The following is a 21916-nucleotide window of genomic DNA, read 5'->3' as shown; positions in this document are numbered from 1 at the left end:
ATTTCACAATATAAAAAAACCGTTATAAAGATAACGGTTTTTTTATTATTTTACAAATGCTTAGTATTAATGTTGAAGTACTGAAATATCAGCCACTTTCGTGAACAAGTCACGAAGCTGTGCAAGCATACGTAAACGGTTTGCTTTCAGGTCAGCATCATCTGCCATCACCATTACACCGTCAAAGAATGCATCGACTGGCGCACGAAGTGCAGCAAGTGCAGAAAGGGCAGCAGTGTAGTCCTTCGCAGCAAATAACGGCTCAACCACAGGTGTGATTTTCGCAAGTTCAGCGAACAATGCTTTTTCAGCATCTTCAACCAAGTTGGCTTCAACCACAGCGCCTTCAGGTGCAGCTTCTTTCGCAAGAATGTTTGCAACACGCTTGTTGGCAGCGGCAAGTGCAGCAGCTTCAGGTAAGTCACGGAAATGATTTACCGCATTTACACGTTTATCAAAATCAAGTGGCGATTTTGGAGAAAGAGCTTGAACCGCTTGAATCACATCTACAGCCACGCCTTGGTCTTCGTATTTTGCACGGTAACGACCTTCAAGGAATGCAACAGCATCGTTTAAAGTCTTGCCGTGATCTTTCAATACATCGCCATAAGCAGCAAGTGCAAGTTTGATTAGATCTTCAATCGAAACATCTAAATCATTTTCAGTCACAAGACGCAAGATACCAATGGCTGAACGGCGTAGTGCAAACGGGTCTTTAGAACCTGTAGGCGCCTGACCAATACCAAAAATACCTGTGAGCGTATCTAAACGGTCAGCAAGCGCAAGCGTTGTACCGGTCTTGGTTTTTGGTAAAACGTCACCTGCAAATTTAGGTAAGTATTGTTCACCTAAAGCTTGTGCCACTTCATCATTTTCGCCTTCAATACGTGCGTAGTAAGTACCGGCAATACCTTGAAGCTCAGGGAACTCACCCACCAACTCAGAGGTTAAGTCGCATTTTGCAAGGAGTGCAGCTTTTTCAGCATCTGCTGGGTTTGCACCAGTGATTGCAGAAAGTGCAACAGCCAAAGTCGCGATACGTTCAGACTTGTTCCATAGTGTGCCAAGTTCTGCTTGGAACACCATGTTTGCAAGTTTCTCTTTACGAGATGCAAGCGGTTGCTTTTGGTCTTGTAAGAAGAAGAATTCAGCATCTGACAAACGTGGACGAACGACTTTTTCGTTACCTTCAATAATTTGAGACGGATCTTTCGACTCAATGTTTGACACAGTAATGAAGTAAGGTTGAAGTTTATTGTCGCTATTCACTAAGCAGAAATATTTTTGGTTGTCCTGCATCGTGGTGATGAGTGCTTCTTGAGGCACTGCAAGGAAGCGTTCTTCAAAGCTTGCACGAAGCGCAACTGGCCATTCAACCAATGCTGTTACTTCGTCACGTAAGTCCGAAGGGACAATCGCAATGGCATTTACTTCATCAGCCAAAGCTTTGACTTGTTGGTCGATGATGGCTTGGCGCTCTTCAAAGTTTGCAATCACTTTTGCAGTACGCAGGGCATCAAGATAAGCATCGGCATTTGTAAGTGTAATTGCTTCAGGAGCATGGAAACGGTGACCATAAGTCACGTTACCTGCTTGGTGATCCTGAATGGTTGCTTCAATTACATCACTGTCTTTCAACAACACAACCCATTTTACAGGACGTACAAACTCAGTACGGCTTGCCGCAGAACGCATGCGTTTTGCAATTGGTAGGTTATCTAAAGCAGCTTGTAAAATTTGAGGAAGTAAAACATCAAGGCTTTGACCTTTTACATCTTTTAAGTAGCACACTTTTTCAACTTTACCTGCTTGGAAAGTTGAAACTTGATCAACCGTAATGCCTTGACCGCGCATAAAGCCTTCTAAAGCTTTAGTCGGTTTGCCTTCGGCATCAAACGCTGCTTGTTTAGCAGGGCCATCAAAACGTTTTTGTGTGTCTGCTTGTGCACCGTCTACATTGACAATTTTCAATGCAAGGCGACGTGGTGCTGCATAAGCTTCAATCGCATCAAATGCAAGACCTGCGTCTTTTAAACCTTTTACCGTTTCTGCATGAAGTGCATCACGTAATTTTTTTAAGCTTTTTGGTGGAAGTTCTTCGCAGCCTAATTCGAACAATACGGTATGTTTAGACATTATTTGCTCTCCTTAGATTCTACTTTTGCTTCAGCTTCAACTTGTGCTTTTAACTGAGCTAATACTTCGTCACGTAAAGCAGGTTCTGCCATCGGGAAGCCAAGCTTCGCACGCGCAGCGACATAACTTTGGGCAATCGCACGAGCCAATGTACGTACACGTAAAATGTAACGTTGACGTTCAGTTACTGAAATTGCGCCACGTGCATCAAGCAAGTTAAAGCTATGAGATGCTTTAATCACTTGTTCGTATGCAGGAAGTGGAAGTTCCGCTTCCATCAAGCGAGTTGCTTCAGCTTCATAGAAGTCAAATAGCTCAAACATTTTTTCAACGTTGGCATATTCAAAGTTATAGGTTGATTGTTCAACTTCGTTTTGGTGGAACACGTCGCCATAAGTCACTGTACCAAACTGACCTTTAGTCCAAACCAAGTCGTAAACTGAGTCTACACCTTGGAGGTACATCGCTAGACGTTCTAGACCGTAAGTGATTTCGCCAGTTACAGGGTAGCATTCAACACCACCGACTTGTTGGAAGTAAGTGAACTGAGTCACTTCCATACCGTTTAACCAAACTTCCCAACCTAAGCCCCATGCGCCAAGTGTTGGAGATTCCCAGTTGTCTTCCACGAAACGAATGTCGTGAACAAGGGTATCAATACCAATGGCTTTTAATGAATCTAAGTACAACTGTTGGATGTTGTCTGGGTTTGGCTTCAACACGACTTGGAACTGGTAGTAGTGTTGTAGGCGGTTTGGGTTCTCACCATAACGGCCATCTTTAGGACGACGAGAAGGCTGAACATAAGCCGCGTTCCAAGTTTCAGGGCCTAAAGCACGTAGGAAAGTTGCAGTGTGGAAAGTACCTGCACCCATTTCCATATCGTAAGGTTGTAACACTACACAACCTTGTTCAGCCCAGTAGTTTTGTAAGGCAAGAATTAAGCCTTGGAAGGTATCAATATGCGATATGGCGCGACTCATGGTCATCCACTTAAAATTAGATAAAAATTGTGCTCAATTATAAGGATTTTGGGGGTGTGTGGCAAAGGGTTAATCATTCTTGAATCAAGCTTTGATGTTTTAATGATGCGCAGAATTTTATATTTTCCTATTGTACAGAATAAAAACGAAGTTACTTGTGGCATAAAGTGGATGAATAAATTGAATGATGAGCGATAACAATGTTTAAGAAGTCTTTTATTGTGATAAGTATGGTGCTATCTGCCTGTAGTACGACGCCTGTAGCTTTGTATTCAGATTCATCACTTCACGCTTCAAAAATTGCGACTATTACAAATTCTTGCAACGCGGAATGTAAGAATTTGATTAAACAGCAGTTAGTGGTCAGCTCAAAGTATCAAATGAGCGAAGGTCTTTTGCTTGAGGTCAATGGTCAGCAGGGGGACGCGAAAAGTCACAAGAGGAATGGCTTTTGACTCACCTATTCACGGACGGTTTACCACCGCTGTAGAACAGGGCAAAACTGAGCTCGTCATTGATCATAATTCACAGCTAGTTATCGCTCGTCCAGCTCGATTCACTGTTGATTTATTGGGTGGGCATAATTATGTGATTGGACGTATTCGAGTTGAACGAATCCCTTCGGCTTATTATGAATGGTTTCCTATTGTGTATGATGAAACAGCTCAGAAAATTATTTATGGCAGTGAAGATTTAATTGATCAAGATGAATAAGCTGACCGCCTAAATGTTCCTTTGTTTTAGTGAGTACAGATGTGAGCGCTGATAGATTTTTTATTTTAATTATCAGTAACATATAATGAGAATTTTAGGCTCATTTCTTGGGATAAAACTACGCAAGTAAGCGGCGTATACATCATTCAAAAGAATCAAAAGTAAAATTTATAAGATAAAGATGTAAGTTGAATACATCTTATTGCTTGCATGGCTTTATAATTGCCACATCTCGCAAAACAACAAACAAGGTATCTCGTGTTTCACGCAAAATCAGCTTGGCTCAATACGCTTAAACCCAACTTTAAAGTTCTGCCTTTAAAAGACCGCATCCTGTGTGGGGTAGGTGCTTTGCTGGGCCTGAGTATTTCTTCACTGATCAGTTGGCTGGCGCTAGATGACTTAAATGCGTGGTATATCGCCCCGATGGGCGCATCGTCCGTACTGCTCTTTGCTGTACCTGCCAGCCCATTGGCACAGCCGTGGAATATGGTAGTCGGTAATAGTCTTGCGGCCTTGATTGGCGTGACGTGTGCGATGTTTATTCCTAATTTAACCGAAGCATTTAGTATCGCGGTTGCATTAGCGATTATCTTAATGATGACCACAGACTCATTGCATCCACCAAGTGGAGCCGTGGCGATTACAGCGGTATTGGGCGGAGAGGCAGTCCATGATTTAGGCTATGCCTTTCTTTTTTATCCAGTCCTTTTAAATTCGGTCCTCTTGATGGTGGTTGCTATCATTTATAACCGATTACTAGGCAAGCAGTATCCACAAAAAGCACAAGTCAATACTCGGACGACAGATCCAACACCGACACAAAAAGTGTCGATTCAGCCAGCGGATATTCAGCAAGTCTTAGAACAGCAAAGTCAGTTGCTTGATATTAGTGAATATGACTTACAAAAAATTATTTTAGAAGCACAGCAATTAGCCAGTCGTCGTGGCCTAAGCCAGTTTCATTGTCGTGACATCATGAGTCAGCAAGTGATTACCCTGCGTGCAGAAGATGATATTCAGTCAGCATTGGAAAAGTTTAAACAAGTCAATTTGATGAGTTTGCCTGTGGTGAGTGATTTGGATCGCTTGGTGGGAAATTTGGCTTTATATGATGTAGTGGAATGGTTTAAACGTGCCGCAGACCCCAAAGCCAGTTGGGAAAATCACGTTTATCAAATTATGAATCCCAAAGTGGTGACCGTGCAGCCGGATCAACCCATTCAAGATTTAGTGCCGTATTTTGTGGAAAGATCTTTTAATTATATTCCAGTCGTTGAGCAAAAACGGTTGGTGGGAATGATTAGCCGTGCCGATATGATTGCCGCCTTATATCAACAGCTAAATCAGCAAACAAAATCTTAAGCCTTAAACTTTAATTTAAATTCATCAGACTTAAATATGGCTTTGCCAATATATAGGCAAAAAAAAGCTACGGAATCTTGGGGGAGAAACCGTAGCGACCAAACTGGGTCAAAGGATTTTAACGTCTGTCATCATTCACAGTACGAATAGGGTCTGAATAGCCATTGGTACGGAAAAAGTTATCTTGTGCTTTAGGCATGACTAACCATAAAACCAAGTACACCAAAATACCGGGAAAGGCTGCGCTTAAGCATGATACAAAGATAAAAATAATACGCAGTAAATTTGCGTTCCAACCAAAACGTTCAGCAATACCCCCCATCACACCAGCAATCATGTTAGAGCGGTTTGAGCGATATAAACCAACATTGGCCATTCAGGTCTCCTTCAAAAAAGAATAAATTTGAATATTTCCAAATTCATATTATAGAAATGGTGACAAGCTTTGCGATTTAAAGGGTGCAGAAAAAAAATTAAGTAAAGTTATGTAATTTGAAGAATTGGTTTGATTAGTTTGCCTTTAAAATAGCTTGAGTATTAATTAAATATCAACGATAACAATGAGATATGATTAACATATATCGCAAATATATGTATACAGCGTTGATTATTTGATTACAATATTAAGTCAGCAAGAACTGAAAAAACCAATGAATGATTGGTCTTGGCACATTATATGAAAACATCGGCTTCACCTTTTTTGATGAAATTTGCATATCTTTCAGTGTTTGCAGGAGTGTTCAGCCTCTCTTTTAGTGGTTGTAGTCCAACGCCTCAACCCGCAGCGGATAAGGGTGAAAGTTCAGCATCAGCTATCGCATCGGAAGTTCAAGCGAAGCAAGATCATGGAAAAAAATTAACCCAAGTGGCAGGGCAGGCGACATTGCCGAATGACGAGGACATAAAGTCAGCTCCTGTTCCTGAGCATGCCAAAATTTTTATTGGACGTTTTCATGCCAAAGTAAAATGCGATGACAGTTTTATTCCATGCCCAGAAGGCGATGCGGAGTTTATTCTTAACTTATTGCCAGATGGCACGGTACACCGCAGTATTATTCAAATTGGTAAAGTGTTTGCTGAAAAAACCAATACGCCAGGCATTAATGTGAAATACCGTAAGGATACGTGGAGTGTTAATGAAGCACATACCGAGCTGGTGGTTCATCGAAAAGAAGGCGTGAATTTTTATTATCATGTGATTAATGAAAATAAAATCACCATGGATTTAGACAAAATTCGTCAAGGTGAAGTCGACCGAAATCAGGAATTATTTTCCAAGGGTTATCCTCAGCCGCAACATGCCTATACCTTGGTGAAAGACCCAAATTAAATACTGCGAATGAAGTAAATAAAATTATAAATTGCGTTTGAGCGTTGGCGTGAAATTCGCAAATCTTGGCTAATCGAATGCAACTAGCTTATAAAAAATTGAATTATTAATACGATATAGTTAAGACAAAACAGAATTGGTGGGTTGTGTGGGGTTCGAACCCACGACCAATAGATTAAGAGTCTACTGCTCTACCAACTGAGCTAACAACCCTGGGAAAATTTTAAAAGAGCATTTTAAAATTTTAGCAAGATAAACGAAGCGCGTAGTTTTGAATACTAGGGAATATTTGTTATCTAAAATTTTTCAGGTCAAATACTTCATCTAGCAAGACAAGAATGATACTTCGCAACATCGCTATAGCAAAATTTCGAGAATGGCGAATCAAAACCAATAATGGTGATGGTTTGTCTTGGTCGGAACCTGCAGGTTTCTTTTTCTTCAACTGCCGGAAGAAAGAAGCCCTAAGAAAGAATGGTGGGTCGTCCGCGACTCGAACGCGGGACCAATAGATTAAAAGTCTACTGCTCTACCAACTGAGCTAACGACCCTTAGGGGGTATGCACAAGATTGTAATCTAAAACTGGCATTTTAGAAAGATGGTGGGTCGTCCGCGACTCGAACGCGGGACCAATAGATTAAAAGTCTACTGCTCTACCAACTGAGCTAACGACCCATCTTGTGGTATCGAAGGAAATGGTGGGTCGTCCGCGACTCGAACGCGGGACCAATAGATTAAAAGTCTACTGCTCTACCAACTGAGCTAACGACCCATTTCGCTTGATGGTGCGTATTGTAGCAAGATCTGCTTCAAGCGCAAGTAAAAATTCATAAACTTGCTTGTGTTTGATTATAAATACAACAAAGTAGCTCATTTTAGCGGATATCTGTCGCTAAAATGAGCGCTATTTGCTTAAAAACGGTATTTATATGCCTGAATATTGGCATAAATTTCAGGAGTTAAATCACAGTAAGCAGTTGCATTTGGCAGCAATACCAATAAACGTTCATCAGTTTGCTTAGGATCAAAAGCTTGTTCTTTCAGCTTGTTTTTTTGGTATTTAAATGTGCCTGTGGTTTCGACTTTTTTCTGTACACGTAAAAATACTGGCACGGCATAAGCTGGTAAGCATTTTTTAAATTGCAGAACCATTTCACTACAATCTTGTTCGTTGAGTTCGGCACCATCGGTGAGCGTGATGGCAGCCATACCTGCACGGCCATTGGTATCTGGAATTTCTACGCCATAAACCACAGCTTCAGCAATTTTATCGTACTCACTCACCATGTTTTCAACTTCAGTGGTTGAAACGTTTTCACCTTTCCAGCGGAAAGTATCACCTAGACGGTCGACAAATTGTGCATGGCGGAAGCCAATGTCACGAACCAAGTCACCAGTGTTGAAGTATGAATCACCATGCTTAAATACATCTTTCATAATAACGGATTTGTTTTTTTCCGTGTCGGTATAGCCATCAAAAGGTGAGCGACGGGTAATTTTACCGATGAGTAAGCCGACTTCACCTTTTTTGACTTTAATGCAGCGACCTTTAGCATCATGTACAGCTTCATTTTTTTCTTTATCAAACTGAATAATCGCATAAGGCGTTGGTGAAAAACCAACGGTATTGTCGAAGTTAAACACATTACTAAAGCCGACGTTGCCTTCACTTGAAGCATAAAGTTCAAGGACTTCTTCGACTCCAAAGCGTTCTTTAAACTTATCCCAAATGTTTGGTCGCATGCCGTTACCAATCATTTTTTTCACACGATGGCCTTTTTCAAGGTCTGAATGTGGAGCATCCATCAAATAACGGCAAAGCTCGCCCACATAGCCAATGGCTGATGCATCAAATTTTTGTACATCTTTCCAAAACGATGAAGTTGAAAACTTGCGACGCAGGGCAAGGGTGGCGCTACCTGCAATCACCCCACACCAACAAACTACAGTGCCTGTAGCGTGATAGAGCGGTAAAGTTACGTACATCACATCATCTTTATTCAGATTAAGGACGTGACCATATGTTCCATAAGCCAAAGTCCAACGGCTGTTGGTGAAAATCACCGCTTTAGGTAAGCCTGTTGTCCCAGAAGTGTAGATATAAAATAGGCCGTCTTTGCCTTTTACACTTGCAGTGGTGGGTGTGTTGAATTTTGGAAATTTATCAATCGCTTCTGCAAGGTTTAAGAAGCCTTTCGGTGCTTGACCGGCATCTACACGAGTGGCTTGATCTGCAAACCAATGTAAACGATCTGTAGCCACACTGAGATCATTACGAATATCTTCTACGGCTTGACGGCATTCTTCGCCCACAATTACCGCAATTGGGTTCACTAAGTTGATGCTGTGTGTCAGGACTTTGCCAACTTGTGAGGTGTTGACCAAGGCACTGGTGACGCCAATTTTGGCTAAAGCCACGATGGTTGCCACGAGTTCAGATCGGTTTTCGATCATCACCGCAATCACATCACCTTTTTTTGCACCGAGTGCAAGGTAATAGTGACCAATTTGATTGGCCCATTCATTGAGTTCGTTATAGGTATATTTTTGCTCTTCAAAATAAAGCGCATAACCCTTGGGATTACGCTTTACGGCTTTTTCAAATGCAATTCCCAAGCCTGCGGAAGTATTTGGGGTACGTAAATAGGCTTGCTTTAGACCACTCAACAGGTTGGGTACTTTGCTAATGAACGCGGGAATTTTTGCTGCAACATCAGCAATCCCAATAAGGTCGTGTTGTGTAGTTTGGCTCATGTGAATCCTATTTATTTTTCGTAATCCGATACGGTCTATTTCTTTGCAATGAAATTTGCAGCAAATTCTACAATTGTCTTTTAATCGTTTCGATCTAGTGCAATCAACCTAATTTGACAAAAGTATCAAAAAAAAACCAGTCACCGAAATGACTGGATTTTTTTATTCACCTGCAAAATAGCAAATTACTGCTCAGTTGCGGTGTTTGCTTTTTTCGGTGGACGACCGCGAGGACGACGAGGGCGTGCAGGTTTTTCACCTTCAGCGGCCGAGTTTTCGTCTACAGGAACCTCAACTTTCTTTTCTGCTTCAACGGCTTGAGCTTTTTCTTCTACTGGTTTAGTAGGAGCTTCAGACACATCTTCCGTCTTTTCAGGCTGCGCACTCACATCCAGTTCAGCTTGAACGGGTTCAGGTGCTTCAGTTTGACCTGCAACGTCGGATACATTGGCTTCAACTGTAGCAGCTTTAGCTTCTGCAACTACAGGCGCCTCAATAGCAGTGTCTGCGACAGGCGTAGCTTCCACCTCAGCATGTGCTTTTGCTTGGTCTTGTTTCGCTTGTTCAGCGGCAAGTTTAGCAAGGCGACGACGCTCACGTGGGTCATTAGCAACACGTTTATCTGACACAGGCTTTGGTGGTGTCAAATCCAACATTGGCGCTGGTTCAGCTTCAGGTGCAGCTTTTGCAACTTGAACATCACGAGTGACAGGCTTTTTCTCTACAGCTGTTTCAGCTGCAGGTGCAGTCAAAGTTGCGGCATATTCTTCCGTGAATTTTTGCAATGCACGGTTGAATGTTGGAATTAAGCCAAATTGCTCAATCAGTACTGAGCAGTCTTCACCGTATACATGCTTAATCAAGCTGCTTATAGTGTATTGACCTAGTGTCGGCACTTGAGATGGCGAAATTTTCGGAGCCTGTGCTTGTTGAGCACGAGCTTCACGCTGTTCGCGGCGGCGCTGACGAGGGTCATTGCTTGCACGAGACGGTTTTTGCTGCGCATGCTGTGGTTTATGCGCTGCTTCTTTTGTTTCAGTCGCAGGTTTTTCCACTTTTACTGCTTCAACGACAGCGGCCTTTTCGACCACTGGGGTTTCTACAGGTTTTTCAACTGCTGGAGCAGTATTTAGCGCTACGATTTCGCTTTGAGCTTGATCAACATTTACTACAAGTGCTGTTGGCATCACGTCTTGACGTGGTGCATTAACAACTTCAACTTTAGGTTGACGTTGATTGCGGTTTTCAGGTTGTTGCTCAGTTGCAACTTCCTGAGCAATCGCTTGCTCGTTCAATACGCTTTGATCGCGGTGGCGATTTGGGCGATTTGGACGTTGTTGGTTGTTGCGGTCACGACGTGGAACAGACTGCGGTTGTTCATTGTTTTGAACATCGTGCTGTACTTGTTCATTGTTATGTTGACGGCGTGAGTTACGACGGTTTTCACGTTGGTCTTGACGGTTGTCTTGGCGCGGTTCTTGACGTTCAGAACGTTGCTCTTGGCGTTCGTTTTGACGTGCTTCGTTATTGCGCTGCTCTTGACGATCTTGACGTGAAGGTTGTAACACTTCTTCATGAACTTGATGCGGTTGAGCTTCTTGTTCACGTGGTTCTTTATGCTTAGTACGCTTTTTGTTGTGACGTTTTTCTTCACGGTCAGCTTTTTCTGAATGGCTGTCACGTTCTTGTTTGTGCACAACAGAAGAAGGCGCAAGGTAAGCATTATTGTCTACGACAACAACAGGCGCTGCCGATGCAGGGGTAATTTGACCAAACTGGCCACGGCTTGCAGCACCGCTATTTACCATTTGTTCAATTGCAGCAGCGGCATTGTTTGCAGTACGCGACTGGTCAACGGTTGCAGCTTGTTTTTGAACAAATAAGTTTTCTAACCATGCACATGGACTAGATGATGCTGCAGGAGCGGCAACTTGTGCAGGTGCTTGTTGAGCAGCAACGGGTTGTTGCTTATTCTTTTTGTGGCCTTTTTCTTGTTGTTGTACAGGTGCTTGTTGCTGAGCAGCAGCGGCCTGTTCTTCACCTAAATGCCATTCAGATGCTTCGTAACCCAATTCTTTTTCGCTAGAACGTGTCGCTTCAGTGCGTTCATAGCTTGTTGGTGCAAAACCTTCAGGGTTATACGAAATTTCGTAATGTGGTGTTTCTAGGTGAGGGTGTGGAAGTACAGTCACACGAACATTTGAAGTTTGTTCAAGATATACAAGGCTGTGACGCTTTTCATTCAATAAGAATGCAGCAATTTCAACAGGCACTTCAACTTGAACTTCACCATGACGTTCACGTAGCGCAATTTCTTCCACTTTACGCATAATTGAAAGTGATAAAGAACGTAGGTCACGTACCATACCTGTGCCATGACAGCGTGGGCACACATAACCAGTGGCTTCTTCAAGCGATGGGCGTAAGCGTTGACGGCTCATTTCCATCAAACCAAAGCGTGACAATTGACCGAATTGGATACGGGCACGGTCACTTTGTGTTGCTTCACGAAGTTTAGCTTCAACCATACGTTGGTTACGGTCTTTGGTCATGTCGATGAAGTCGATCACAACCAAACCACCGATATCACGTAAACGTAATTGGCGAGCGATTTCTTCAGCAGCTTCAAGGTTGGTATTGAGCGCTGTATCTTCTACGTCGCTACCACGTGTTGATTTTGCAGAGTTAATATCAATTGAAACCAATGCTTCAGTTTGGTCAATCACAATTGAACCACCAGAAGGAAGTTTTACTTCACGTTCATAGGCAGTTTGGATTTGACTTTCGATACCAAAATGAGCGAATAACGGTTCATTTAACGTATAGGTTTTTAATTTGTCGATTTGACGTGGCATCACTGCTTTAACAAAGTTATACGCTTCGTTATACGCTTGCTCAGAGTCAATCAGAATTTCAGCAACATCATCACGTAAATAGTCACGAATTGCACGTGTAACCACACCAGCTTCTTGGTGAACCAACATTGGTGATGGACCTGAACTTGATGTGCTTTGGATTTGTGCCCAAAGGTCAAGCAAGTGTTGCAGGTCAAGTTGCAGTTCTTCTTGAGAACGACCAATACCTGCAGTACGTACAATCACGCTCATGCCACGAGGGACATTTAAAGACGCCAACATTTCTTTCAATTCTTCACGAACTGAACCTGAAATTTGACGGCTAATACCGCCACCTTTCGGGTTGTTTGGCATTAAGACCAAATAACGACCAGCAAGTGAGATAAATGTAGAAAGGGCAGCACCTTTATTACCACGCTCTTCTTTTTCCACTTGAACTAAAAGCTCAGTGCCTTCAGTGATCAATTCGCGGATGTTTGAAGTTTGGCGAGGATCAGCTTTGTAATAAGAGTTAGCAATTTCGCGCATCGACAAGAAGCCTTGACGACCTGCACCGTATTCAACAAATACAGCTTCTAAAGACGGCTCTACGCGAGTCACATGACCTTTATAGATATTCGATTTTTTTTGTTCACGGGTACGATTCTCTAAGTCAAAATCGTAAAGACGCTGACCAGTGACAAGTGCAACGCGAATTTCTTCGGCATGTGTTGCATTAATCAACATACGTTTCATGGGTGTAACACCTAATAGTGATACACAGAAGAACATCGCCTGACTCGTAGCGAGCATCAGATAGCATGGATCAAGTTGCACAGATCGAAAAACATCATCTGTGCATGTGTACCGACCTTCTTTGGGTGGGCAACGATTTTTGATTCACGTATTGATGATGGCAATACGGCTTCAATCTTTTAAACGATTAAAGTCACCTGAACGCGTTTCACTGGCGGACAAACGGTGCATTGGATGTGAGTAACTTTCACTGTCACATTGCTCGAAGAGCATCCATTCATATCTGATAGAGCGTCTTGATACGGAATTATCATCGTACCTTTACAAACTGTGCAGATCCAATGCATCAAACGTTGTGGCCTGAACACGATTTCCAGGGAGCGACTGGTCTGATGTGTATCAGTTTACGTTTAAAAACCAACCTTGGTTGGCACATATTTTTTTGGGGCAAACTGTTTTATGTACCTACGGCACAATTAAACGCAACAGTTTGCAGTTTTGCCGATATAATAAGCCTTCGGCGTCGGCATAATTCTTTTGGGACCTTTCCGAGCTAAATGAGTAATTGCTTGAAAGTTCAATGACAGTAAATACTGAAATGAATCAACTTTTACTCAGTTACGGTGGTTTCCGTGCGCTGACTATATCAAACCTTGCATCATCTGCCTATGGGCTAAGCTTATGTTTCTTGCGAAAAGTATAGCTTAAATGATCAGTTTTTAATCAATTTTAGTATTTTTTTAGGTCACAGTAACTGTATGAATTCTACGCAAGAATGGCAAAGCGTCACCTGGTTTGAAGTGGACGAGCATCAGGCGGGTCAACGTATTGATAATTTCCTGTTTAGTCGTCTGAAAGGTGTGCCTAAAAGTCGCATTTATCGTCTGATTCGTGAAAGCCAAGTCCGCGTCAATAAAAAACGCGTCAAAGCGGAAACCAAACTCAATATTGGTGACCAAGTTCGAGTTGCTCCAATTCGTTATGAGCAAAAAGATGAGTCTGCGGTTCCCGTATCGGACAAAGTGGCACAAAGTTTACTGAGCCGTGTGGTGTACGAAGATGAAGGCTTAATGGTGGTAAACAAACCTTCTGGTATTGCTGTTCACGGCGGTAGTGGTGTGGCGTATGGCTTGATCGAAGGCTTACGTGCCGCAACAGGGAAGAAATACCTTGAGCTGATTCACCGAATTGACCGCGACACTTCTGGTTTGGTGATGATTTCGAAAAAACGTAGTGTGTTAAAAAGCCTGCAAGACATGTTACGTGAGCACAAAATCCAAAAAACTTATGCTGCTGTGGTGAAAGGCGTGGTGAGTTTGGATAAGCAGCTCATTGATCAGCCTTTGCATCGTTACGAACTGGCAAATGGCGAGCGTCGTGTTCGTGTATCACCTAAAGAAGGTAAAGAGTCGAAGACGCTGTGGAACGTGAAAGAACGTTTTATGCATGCCACATTGGTGTATGCGTCTCCACTTTCGGGCCGTACCCATCAGATCCGTGTACATGGTTTAAGTATTGGTCATCCATTGGTGGGCGATGAAAAATATGGTCATGAAACTGAATACCGTGGTCCAAAGCCACGTCGTTTATGTCTGCATGCTATGCGTTTAGAAATTCCGGGTTACCAAACCATTGAAGCGCCATTGCCAGAAGATATGCAAAGCCTTGTGGCGCAGCTACGCGCGCAAAAAGCTGACAAAGTGGTGAAGTCTTCGGAAGATGACGAGTAAGTTTTAAATACGAGACTTCTCTCCCTGAGCAGGACTGCTTCGTAAGTTTTCTTTCTCCCTCTCCTTTAAGGAGAGGGCCGGGGTGAGGTAAATAAATTGATGCACTCCAGAATCTGAATTACCAAACACTGAATCAAATCTAGGAAAACGTATGAACTCAGCTGTAAAACTAGTCATTTTCGATTGGGATGGCACTTTATTTGATTCTGTGGGTCAAATTGTAGCGAGTTTAAAATTTGCAGCAGATCAATATTCACAGCCGCTGACCGATGCTGATGCGAAAAGTATTATTGGTTTAGGTCTGCCGGAAGTCGCACAGCGGTTATTTCCGACGGTTCCTGAATTGCACAGCGACATTTTGCAAAGTTATGCCGATCACTATGTGGCCCATTCCAAAGGGGATATGTGGTTTGATGGTGTCGCGGATATGTTGCAGGAATTACGCGATGCCGGTCTACAATTGGCTGTTGCAACAGGAAAAAGTCGTAAAGGTCTAGACCGTGTCTTGGCTCAAACGCAAAGTCATGAGTTGTTTCGTGCGACACGTGCAGCCAGTGAAACCAAATCTAAGCCAGATCCGTTGATGTTGGCAGAAATTTTGGCGGAAACAGGACTACGTGCCGATCAAGCCATTATGGTTGGTGATACGTCGTATGATTTAGAAATGGCCCTCAATATTCAGATGCCACGTGTAGGCGTGAGCTATGGAGTGCATACTGTAGAAACACTCCAGTGTTTTCAACCCTTACATATTGCACATAGCGTAGGTGATTTGACTGAATTTCTACTAGAACACGTGAAATTACGTCTAGCTGTATAGTTTTAGATACAAACGAGTAAAAAGGGTGAAATTTGTTTTCACCTTTTTTGTTACCAAATGAATAGTAACGCAAGCTCTACTTGATGAAATGAGTAAATTCAATTATTTAAAAAAGTAATAACACTAGATTTTTCTACAATAACAAGCAGTCTTCTAGCAAATTTACCTTAAAAAGTTGAGCGCAACTATTTGGCCTTTTACCACAAGCTGGAATAGATTTTTTGTTTGAATTTTTGGTTTTATCTTATTGTTGTTTATTGATTTATTTTTAAATTTTCAATTTATTAAACTAAATCAGATGAAATTGAAAACCTATGCGTAAAAGTTGGCCTGACGCTAAAATAATCTTTTAATCTTATCTTTTAGTCGTATAAGCCAAGTTTTTTAGTAGAGATTCAGATTTAAGGGCGAAAAAAATAGTGAATTTTATTTAATTATTTTGACTTAAGTTTTTGAATATTAATAATAAATAATGATTAATTTATAGCTAATAGCTATAGTCATAAATAAAATAAGTATTGGTATTCACTTTCTAAAATCTCGATGCTAAATGCATCTAAACATAACGTGTAGTATGTCAAGTGAAATGCTTTAGGCGAATCCTGACATGACTTTCATCACTTTGATTTTGATGGTGATCGGGATGAAACACGTTGTGCATCCAATTTTTGCAGTTTAAGGAAACATTGATGTCGAATTCTGCTGTTGTTGAATCAGTTGCGCAAGCATTACGCGATGCGGAAGTAAATCAGGCTGCGATTGCACCGATCCGTCCACAACTTGGTGGTGAAAGTGCTGATGTAGATATTGCTTATGCCGTTCAAGAAGTGAATACCAAACGTGCGGTGGCAGAAGGTCGTCGCCTTGTAGGTCGTAAAATTGGCTTAACTTCAAAAGTTGTACAAGCGCAGTTAGGCGTTGATCAACCTGACTTCGGTATGTTGTTTGCTGACATGGCGTATGGCGATGGTGAAGAAATCCCTGCTGGTTTATTGATTCAGCCAAAAGTTGAAGCAGAAATTGCTTTGGTGATTAACCAAGATTTGACCAAAGAAAAACACACCTATGCAGACATTATTAGTGCAACAGAATATGCACTGCCTGCAATTGAAGTGGTCGATAGCCGTATTGAAAACTGGAAAATCTCGTTGATTGATACTGTGGCAGATAACGCATCTTCAGCAGGTTTTGTGCTGGGTTCTAAGCCTGTAAAACTTGCAGATCTTGACCTTGTAAATTGCAAAATGGTCATGACTCGTGGTGAAGAAGTGGTTTCACAAGGTGTGGGTAAAGCGTGTCTTTCTAACCCATTAAATGCAGCTGTATGGTTGGCTGACGAAATGGTTCGTCGTGGTCGTCCATTGCTTGCAGGTGACATCGTATTGACCGGTGCCTTAGGCCCAATGGTTGTGGCAAATCCTGGTGATGAATTCAAAGTTGAAATTGAAGGCTTTGGTTCTGTGACTGCAGCATTTGCAGCGAAATAAGCTTGGGTTTTACGGAATTTTTAAGAGTACACATTCATGAAAAAGATTAAATGTGCATTGATCGGTCCAGGGAACATTGGTACTGACTTGCTTTACAAACTTCAACGCAGCGAATTTTTAGAACCAGTATGGATGGTTGGTATTGACCCGACGTCTGAAGGTTTGGCTCGCGCTGCTAAAATGGGTTTAAAAACCACTGCTGAAGGCGTGGATGGTTTACTTCCACACGTAATTGAAGACGACATTAAAATCGCATTTGATGCAACTTCTGCCTATGTTCATGCTGAAAACAGCCGCAAATTAAATGAACTTGGCGTGTTAATGATTGACTTAACACCTGCTGCAATCGGTCCATTCTGCGTACCACCAGTAAACTTAGAAGCGTTATTGGACGCAGGTGAAGTTCCGAACGTCAACATGGTGACATGTGGTGGTCAGGCAACGATTCCTATGGTTGCTGCGATTTCACGAGTTCAGCCTGTTGAATACGGCGAAATCATTGCAACAGTTTCAACAAAATCTGTGGGTCCAGGTACACGTAAAAACATTGATGAATTTACTCGTACGACTGCTGGCGCTATTGAAAAAGTGGGCGGTGCGAAACAAGGTAAAGCGATCATCATCATTAACCCTGCTGAGCCACCACTGATGATGCGTGATACTGTTCACTGTCTTGTTGAAGGTGAACCAGATCAAGCAGCAATCACTGAATCTGTACATGCGATGATTCTTGAAGTTCAAAAATATGTACCAGGTTACAAACTTGTAAATGGTCCTGTATTTGACGGTAACCGTGTTTCAATCTTCTTAGAAGTTGAAGGTTTAGGTGATTATCTTCCTAAATATGCAGGTAACCTCGACATTATGACTGCGGCAGCTGCACGTACTGCAGAAATGTTTGCAGAACGCGTATTAAACACTGCTGAAGCTTAAGGAATACCAAAATGTCTAAGATTATTATTAATGATATGACTTTACGTGATGGTATGCATCCTATGCGCCATCAAACTACACCTGAACAAATGGTTGCCATTGCAACTGCTTTGGATGATGCAGGTGTACCTTTAATCGAAGTTACGCATGGTGACGGCTTAGGCGGTAACTCTGTGAACTATGGTTTTGCAGCAGCAACCGATGAAGAATACCTAAAAGCGGTGATTCCAAACCTGAAACAGGCGAAAGTATCTGCACTTTTACTTCCTGGTATTGGTACGGTTGACCATTTGAAAATGGCACATGATGTTGGTGTAGCAACCATTCGTGTTGCAACGCACTCAACTGAAGCTGACGTTTCTGAACAGCACATTACTGCTGCACGTAAACTTGGCATGGACACTGTGGGCTTCTTGATGATGGCGCACATGGCAACTCCTGAAAAACTTTTGGAAGAAGCCAGCAAAATGGTGTCATACGGTGCAAACTGTATTTATGTGACTGACTCTGCTGGTTATATGTTGCCTCAAGACGTGACTGACCGCGTGGGTATTTTACGTGCCAACCTGGCTTCAGAGATCGAAATCGGTTTCCACGGTCACCATAACTTAGGTATGGGTGTTGCGAACTCTGTTTCAGCGGTTCAAGCTGGTGCAACGCGTGTCGATTTAGCTTCTGCAGGTTTAGGTGCAGGTGCAGGTAATACTCCACTTGAATTGTTTGTTGCGGTTGCCAACCGTATGCAAATGGAGACAGGTGTGGACTTGTTTAAAGTTCAAGATGTTGCGGAAGATTTAATCATTCCAATGATGACACATCAGATCCGTGCTGACCGTGATGCAGCAACTTTAGGTTATGCCGGTGTTTACTCATCATTCTTGTTATTCGCGAAACGTGCTGAAGCGAAATATGGCGTTTCTGCGCGTGAAATTCTTCTTGAGCTTGGTCGTCGTGGTACTGTTGGTGGTCAAGAAGATATGATCGAAGATTTGGCATTGACCATGTCTAAAGAAAAAGAAGCCAATGCTTAATTTGCTTTAAATCAAAAAGCGCCCGAAATGGGCGCTTTTTTTATGTCTCAACTGACTATATGGGCTTGGTTTTTAGTTGAGATTGAATTGATGCATAGAAAGCGGATTGAAATAAGAAAAGTTCTGCGAACCAATGGTCGATTTCGAGCAGTCATAATAGTGAAATTTAACTTTAAGCTGTTGATGATTATATAAATTAAATATTATGTGATAGCTAAATTTTATAACTTAAATAAGGATAAATCTCAGCAAAAAACTTTGATTAAACTTAAAAGCAATTAATACAGCGTATGTAATTGCGAAAAATAAAAAACTTTAAATTTTACGTTAATAAAACATGGGGTTAATTTAATCAGTCGTTCTAAATGATAAAAAAGAGTTATTGTTTTAATCTCTAAGGAAAATAAGCAGAAATAGCTTCCAAAGTTCAAGTTGTACAAAAGCCTGATAAACCTTAATACTGTAGTCGGATTTTTTTCCAAGGTATTGTTGAGCATGATGGTGCCATAGCTTAATTTGATTACTGGGAAATAAGCCATGCGTCGTCAAAATTTATGGATAGCAATTCTTGCTGCGACAGCAACATTAGGAACATCTGCAACTTATGCGGACTTTGTTGACGACAGCCAAGTACAATTGAAATTTAAAAACTTCTACTTAGACCGTCAAATTAAAGAAAATCCGGCGGGTAACTGGGGTTCATGGTCACAGGGTGTGACTTTGGATGCCAAGTCAGGGTATCAAGATATTGGTGCAGGTATTCAAGTGGGTGCGGACCTGCTGGTACAGCATGCCTTTAAACTCAATGGCCGTGATACCAATGCAGACTTTATTTTGCCGCACGATGGTAAAGAATCAAAAGATAACTTTGGTAAAGTGGGTGTGACCCTTAAAGCCAAAGTGTCAAAAACTGAATTGAAAGTGGGCGAGCTATTGCCGGTATCTCCAGTGCTAGTATTTGATCCATCACGTCAGTTGCTGACTACTTACAGCGGTGCATGGCTGGAGTCGAAAGACCTGAAAGATACCAAGTTGACCGTGGCTTATATTGACGGTATTAATAATCGTTATGATAACCAGTTCCGTGATTTAACTTTATTTTCACCAGGTAAAGAGCTGCCGAATGGAAAAATAGGTCATTTTGACAACGGTCCAGCATCTGACGGGATGTATATTGCGGGTATTGACCATCAATTTACACCTGAAATTGGTGGTAGCTATTGGTATGCCGATGTTCAAGACATCTATACACAGCAATATGTCGGCGCGAACTATAAAACTAAGTTAGGTGACAAAGCCAAACTGGATAGCCATATCCGTTATTTTGACAACTCAGATTCGGGTGACAAACTGTATGGCGAAATTGATAACCAAGCGTTATCGGTTGGTGCGAAAGTGAATTACGGTTCGCATACCTTTGGTTTGGGTTATCAACAAATGTTTGGTGATAATGCATTCCCAACACTGGGTGGATGGGTGCCGCAGCCGTACTTAGTCAACTGGGGTATAGCAACATTTACTGCAAAAAATGAAAAATCATGGGGCTTTACTTATGGCTATGATTTCTCAGAAATGGGTGTGAAAGGCTTAAATACAACTGCTGTGTATTTCACAGGTTCAGATGCAGAAATTGCTGGTCTTAAAGATCAGAAGTCAGATGAATTGAACTTAATTGTGAACTACACCGTGCCTGAAGGTAAGTTGAAGGGCTTAGGCTTCCAGGCAATGTATATCGATGCCGATTTCGATTACAAATCTGACTTGCAAGAGTACCGTGTCGCGACAACTTATACCTATAAGTTCTAATTTCTCAGGATAAAAAAGAGGGAAGTGGATTCATTGCTTCCCTTTTTATTTGCTGGGTTATTTAAAAAAGAAATACCTCAAAGATTTTATGGATATATTTTTGAATTATATATTTAAAAAACAATAACTTAAATTATAGTCTATTTGTTGTTTATGATCGTAAATATGTATCAGTTAGCAGTGGCTGAACAGGTAATATGAGATTGTAAAAACCACAAAATCCAAAAGAGTCCCCCTTGTGTTTAAATCCGTTATGGATTGAAACATAAGCTCTACGCAATACGAGGAGCATGTATGAGCACTGTTCAGATTCCTGACTATACAACTGATTCATTCTTTGGTTTAGAAGATAAATGGATTGAAACTGCTGAAGGCGAATTAACGCATTACCACGAAGTGGGTGAAGGCACACCAATTCTATTTTTACACGGTTCAGGTACAGGTGTATCTGCTGCTGCTAACTGGTGGTTGAACCTACCTCAAATTGGTGAACAAGCACGTTGTATCGCTATCGATACGATTGGCTATGGTCAAACTGTTGTTGCACCGAATACTGCTTATGGTATCCGTGCTTGGGTTGATCACGCTGTACGTACGTTAGATGCCCTAGGTATTGAAAAAACTTGGTTAGTGGGTAACTCACTCGGTGGCTGGTTAGCATTCCAAATGGCTTTGGACTATCCAGAACGTGTATTGGGTATCGTGTCTATGGGTACAGGCGGTGCTAAACAAACTGCAGCACTTAAGGCACATGCAAACCCTGTATTAACCGAGGAAGGCATCAAGAAAACCTTGTCTATGTTTGTTGTAAACAAAGACTTGATCACAGACGAATTGGTAAAAGTACGTTTCGCTTCTGCTGCAAATGACTATGCATCAAATCGTTTGATGGATGTTGTTGGCGCACGCGACCGTGACCGTTTCGAATTCCCACTCGACTTTGAAAAAATGAAAGACATTACTGTGCCAGTATTGCTTATTCATGGTGTACAAGACGTGGTGATTCCTGTATCTCGTACGTGGGATATTTTGAATACCGTTCCTCATGCTGATGCGCATATTTTCAGCCAATGTGGCCACTGGTCTCAAGTTGAAAAAGCAGAAGAATTCAACACCGTGATTAAAGATTATTTAAAAGCGCGTGGTGTGTAATTTCTTGTCACTGACATGAAATTCAAAAAAAGGATGGTTTTGCCATCCTTTTTTTTATATAAATCTTTTGAAAGAAATAATTTA

The 21916-nt window shown here is 41.8% G+C and carries 15 protein-coding genes, 4 tRNA genes and 1 pseudogene; 11 read left to right on the top strand and 9 right to left on the bottom strand.

All coding sequences use genetic code 11. From position 1 onward, the window contains the following. Positions 1 to 66: 66 nt before the first annotated feature. Together glyS and glyQ are read right to left on the bottom strand one after the other, a co-directional pair. A complete protein-coding gene (gene glyS, locus FTT92_RS07905) occupies positions 67 to 2136 on the bottom strand; it encodes a glycine--tRNA ligase subunit beta (protein ID WP_180171801.1) in 2070 nt (689 codons plus the stop codon). Beyond that, positions 2136 to 3119 (bottom strand): glycine--tRNA ligase subunit alpha, encoded by a 984-nt coding sequence (gene glyQ, locus FTT92_RS07900; protein ID WP_078192785.1) that lies wholly within the window; start codon positions 3117 to 3119, stop codon positions 2136 to 2138. Before glyQ ends, glyS begins: the two co-directional genes overlap by 1 nt. Before the next feature lie 444 nt (positions 3120 to 3563). Between glyQ and FTT92_RS16730 the strand changes: the two genes are divergently transcribed. After that, positions 3564 to 3833 (top strand): hypothetical protein, encoded by a 270-nt coding sequence (locus tag FTT92_RS16730; RefSeq protein ID WP_257231637.1) that lies wholly within the window; start codon positions 3564 to 3566, stop codon positions 3831 to 3833. Positions 3834 to 4091: 258 nt separating this feature from the next. After that, positions 4092 to 5198 (top strand): HPP family protein, encoded by a 1107-nt coding sequence (locus FTT92_RS07890; protein ID WP_180034978.1) that lies wholly within the window; start codon positions 4092 to 4094, stop codon positions 5196 to 5198. 118 nt (positions 5199 to 5316) lie between these two features. Here FTT92_RS07890 and FTT92_RS07885 read toward each other — a convergent pair whose 3' ends face one another. Continuing rightward, positions 5317 to 5574, bottom strand: coding sequence for a PspC domain-containing protein (locus tag FTT92_RS07885; RefSeq protein WP_078189754.1), 258 nt, complete (start codon positions 5572 to 5574; stop codon positions 5317 to 5319). A 300-nt stretch (positions 5575 to 5874) separates the two neighbouring features. On the opposite strand from FTT92_RS07885, the gene FTT92_RS07880 reads away from it, so the two are divergent. After that, the gene (locus FTT92_RS07880) at positions 5875 to 6528 is read left to right on the top strand and encodes a hypothetical protein (RefSeq protein WP_218949023.1); all 654 of its coding nucleotides are present in this window, start codon (positions 5875 to 5877) and stop codon (positions 6526 to 6528) included. A gap of 137 nt (positions 6529 to 6665) precedes the next feature. Here FTT92_RS07880 and FTT92_RS07875 read toward each other — a convergent pair. From FTT92_RS07875 to FTT92_RS07850, 6 genes are all read right to left on the bottom strand, one after another. After that, a tRNA-Lys gene (locus FTT92_RS07875) sits at positions 6666 to 6741 on the bottom strand. Between the two features lie 262 nt (positions 6742 to 7003). Further along, positions 7004 to 7079: transfer RNA gene (locus FTT92_RS07870), tRNA-Lys, on the bottom strand. 49 nt (positions 7080 to 7128) lie between these two features. Beyond that, positions 7129 to 7204, bottom strand: a tRNA-Lys gene (locus FTT92_RS07865). A 21-nt stretch (positions 7205 to 7225) separates the two neighbouring features. Continuing rightward, positions 7226 to 7301 (bottom strand) — tRNA-Lys (locus FTT92_RS07860). A 140-nt stretch (positions 7302 to 7441) separates the two neighbouring features. After that, positions 7442 to 9283: a long-chain-acyl-CoA synthetase gene (locus tag FTT92_RS07855; RefSeq protein WP_180084735.1), complete on the bottom strand. Its 1842-nt coding sequence runs from the start codon at positions 9281 to 9283 to the stop codon at positions 7442 to 7444. A gap of 185 nt (positions 9284 to 9468) precedes the next feature. Continuing rightward, positions 9469 to 12873: an Rne/Rng family ribonuclease gene (locus FTT92_RS07850; protein ID WP_180171800.1), complete on the bottom strand. Its 3405-nt coding sequence runs from the start codon at positions 12871 to 12873 to the stop codon at positions 9469 to 9471. A gap of 394 nt (positions 12874 to 13267) precedes the next feature. On the opposite strand from FTT92_RS07850, the pseudogene FTT92_RS16845 reads away from it, so the two are divergent. The 8 genes and pseudogenes from FTT92_RS16845 (at position 13268) to FTT92_RS07815 (ending at position 21832) form a co-directional block, all read left to right on the top strand. Then, positions 13268 to 13576: pseudogene (locus tag FTT92_RS16845) on the top strand (hypothetical protein). Between the two features lie 55 nt (positions 13577 to 13631). Further along, positions 13632 to 14603: an RluA family pseudouridine synthase gene (locus FTT92_RS07845; RefSeq protein ID WP_078189751.1), complete on the top strand. Its 972-nt coding sequence runs from the start codon at positions 13632 to 13634 to the stop codon at positions 14601 to 14603. A gap of 151 nt (positions 14604 to 14754) precedes the next feature. Then, positions 14755 to 15423 (top strand): HAD-IA family hydrolase, encoded by a 669-nt coding sequence (locus tag FTT92_RS07840; RefSeq protein ID WP_111884106.1) that lies wholly within the window; start codon positions 14755 to 14757, stop codon positions 15421 to 15423. Positions 15424 to 16112: 689 nt separating this feature from the next. Then, positions 16113 to 16910, top strand: a complete 798-nt coding sequence (gene mhpD, locus FTT92_RS07835) for a 2-keto-4-pentenoate hydratase (RefSeq protein ID WP_078189749.1) — start codon at positions 16113 to 16115, stop codon at positions 16908 to 16910. Between the two features lie 36 nt (positions 16911 to 16946). Then, on the top strand, positions 16947 to 17843 hold the full coding sequence (locus FTT92_RS07830; protein ID WP_180024489.1) for an acetaldehyde dehydrogenase (acetylating): 897 nt from the start codon (positions 16947 to 16949) through the stop codon (positions 17841 to 17843). A gap of 11 nt (positions 17844 to 17854) precedes the next feature. Further along, on the top strand, positions 17855 to 18874 hold the full coding sequence (dmpG, locus tag FTT92_RS07825; protein ID WP_180171799.1) for a 4-hydroxy-2-oxovalerate aldolase: 1020 nt from the start codon (positions 17855 to 17857) through the stop codon (positions 18872 to 18874). A 537-nt stretch (positions 18875 to 19411) separates the two neighbouring features. After that, positions 19412 to 20680, top strand: coding sequence for an OprD family outer membrane porin (locus tag FTT92_RS07820; protein WP_180034975.1), 1269 nt, complete (start codon positions 19412 to 19414; stop codon positions 20678 to 20680). Between the two features lie 294 nt (positions 20681 to 20974). Beyond that, positions 20975 to 21832 carry an alpha/beta fold hydrolase gene (locus FTT92_RS07815; protein WP_078192776.1) on the top strand — a complete coding sequence of 286 codons (858 nt, stop codon included), beginning with the start codon at positions 20975 to 20977 and terminating at the stop codon, positions 21830 to 21832. Positions 21833 to 21916: the final 84 nt, after the last annotated feature.

It is taken from the genome of Acinetobacter sp. YH12023, from assembly GCF_013420135.1.
Lineage (GTDB): Bacteria > Pseudomonadota > Gammaproteobacteria > Pseudomonadales > Moraxellaceae > Acinetobacter > Acinetobacter amyesii.
Note: the sequence above shows the minus strand (reverse complement) of the source record. Positions and strands in the feature narration are given on the sequence as shown.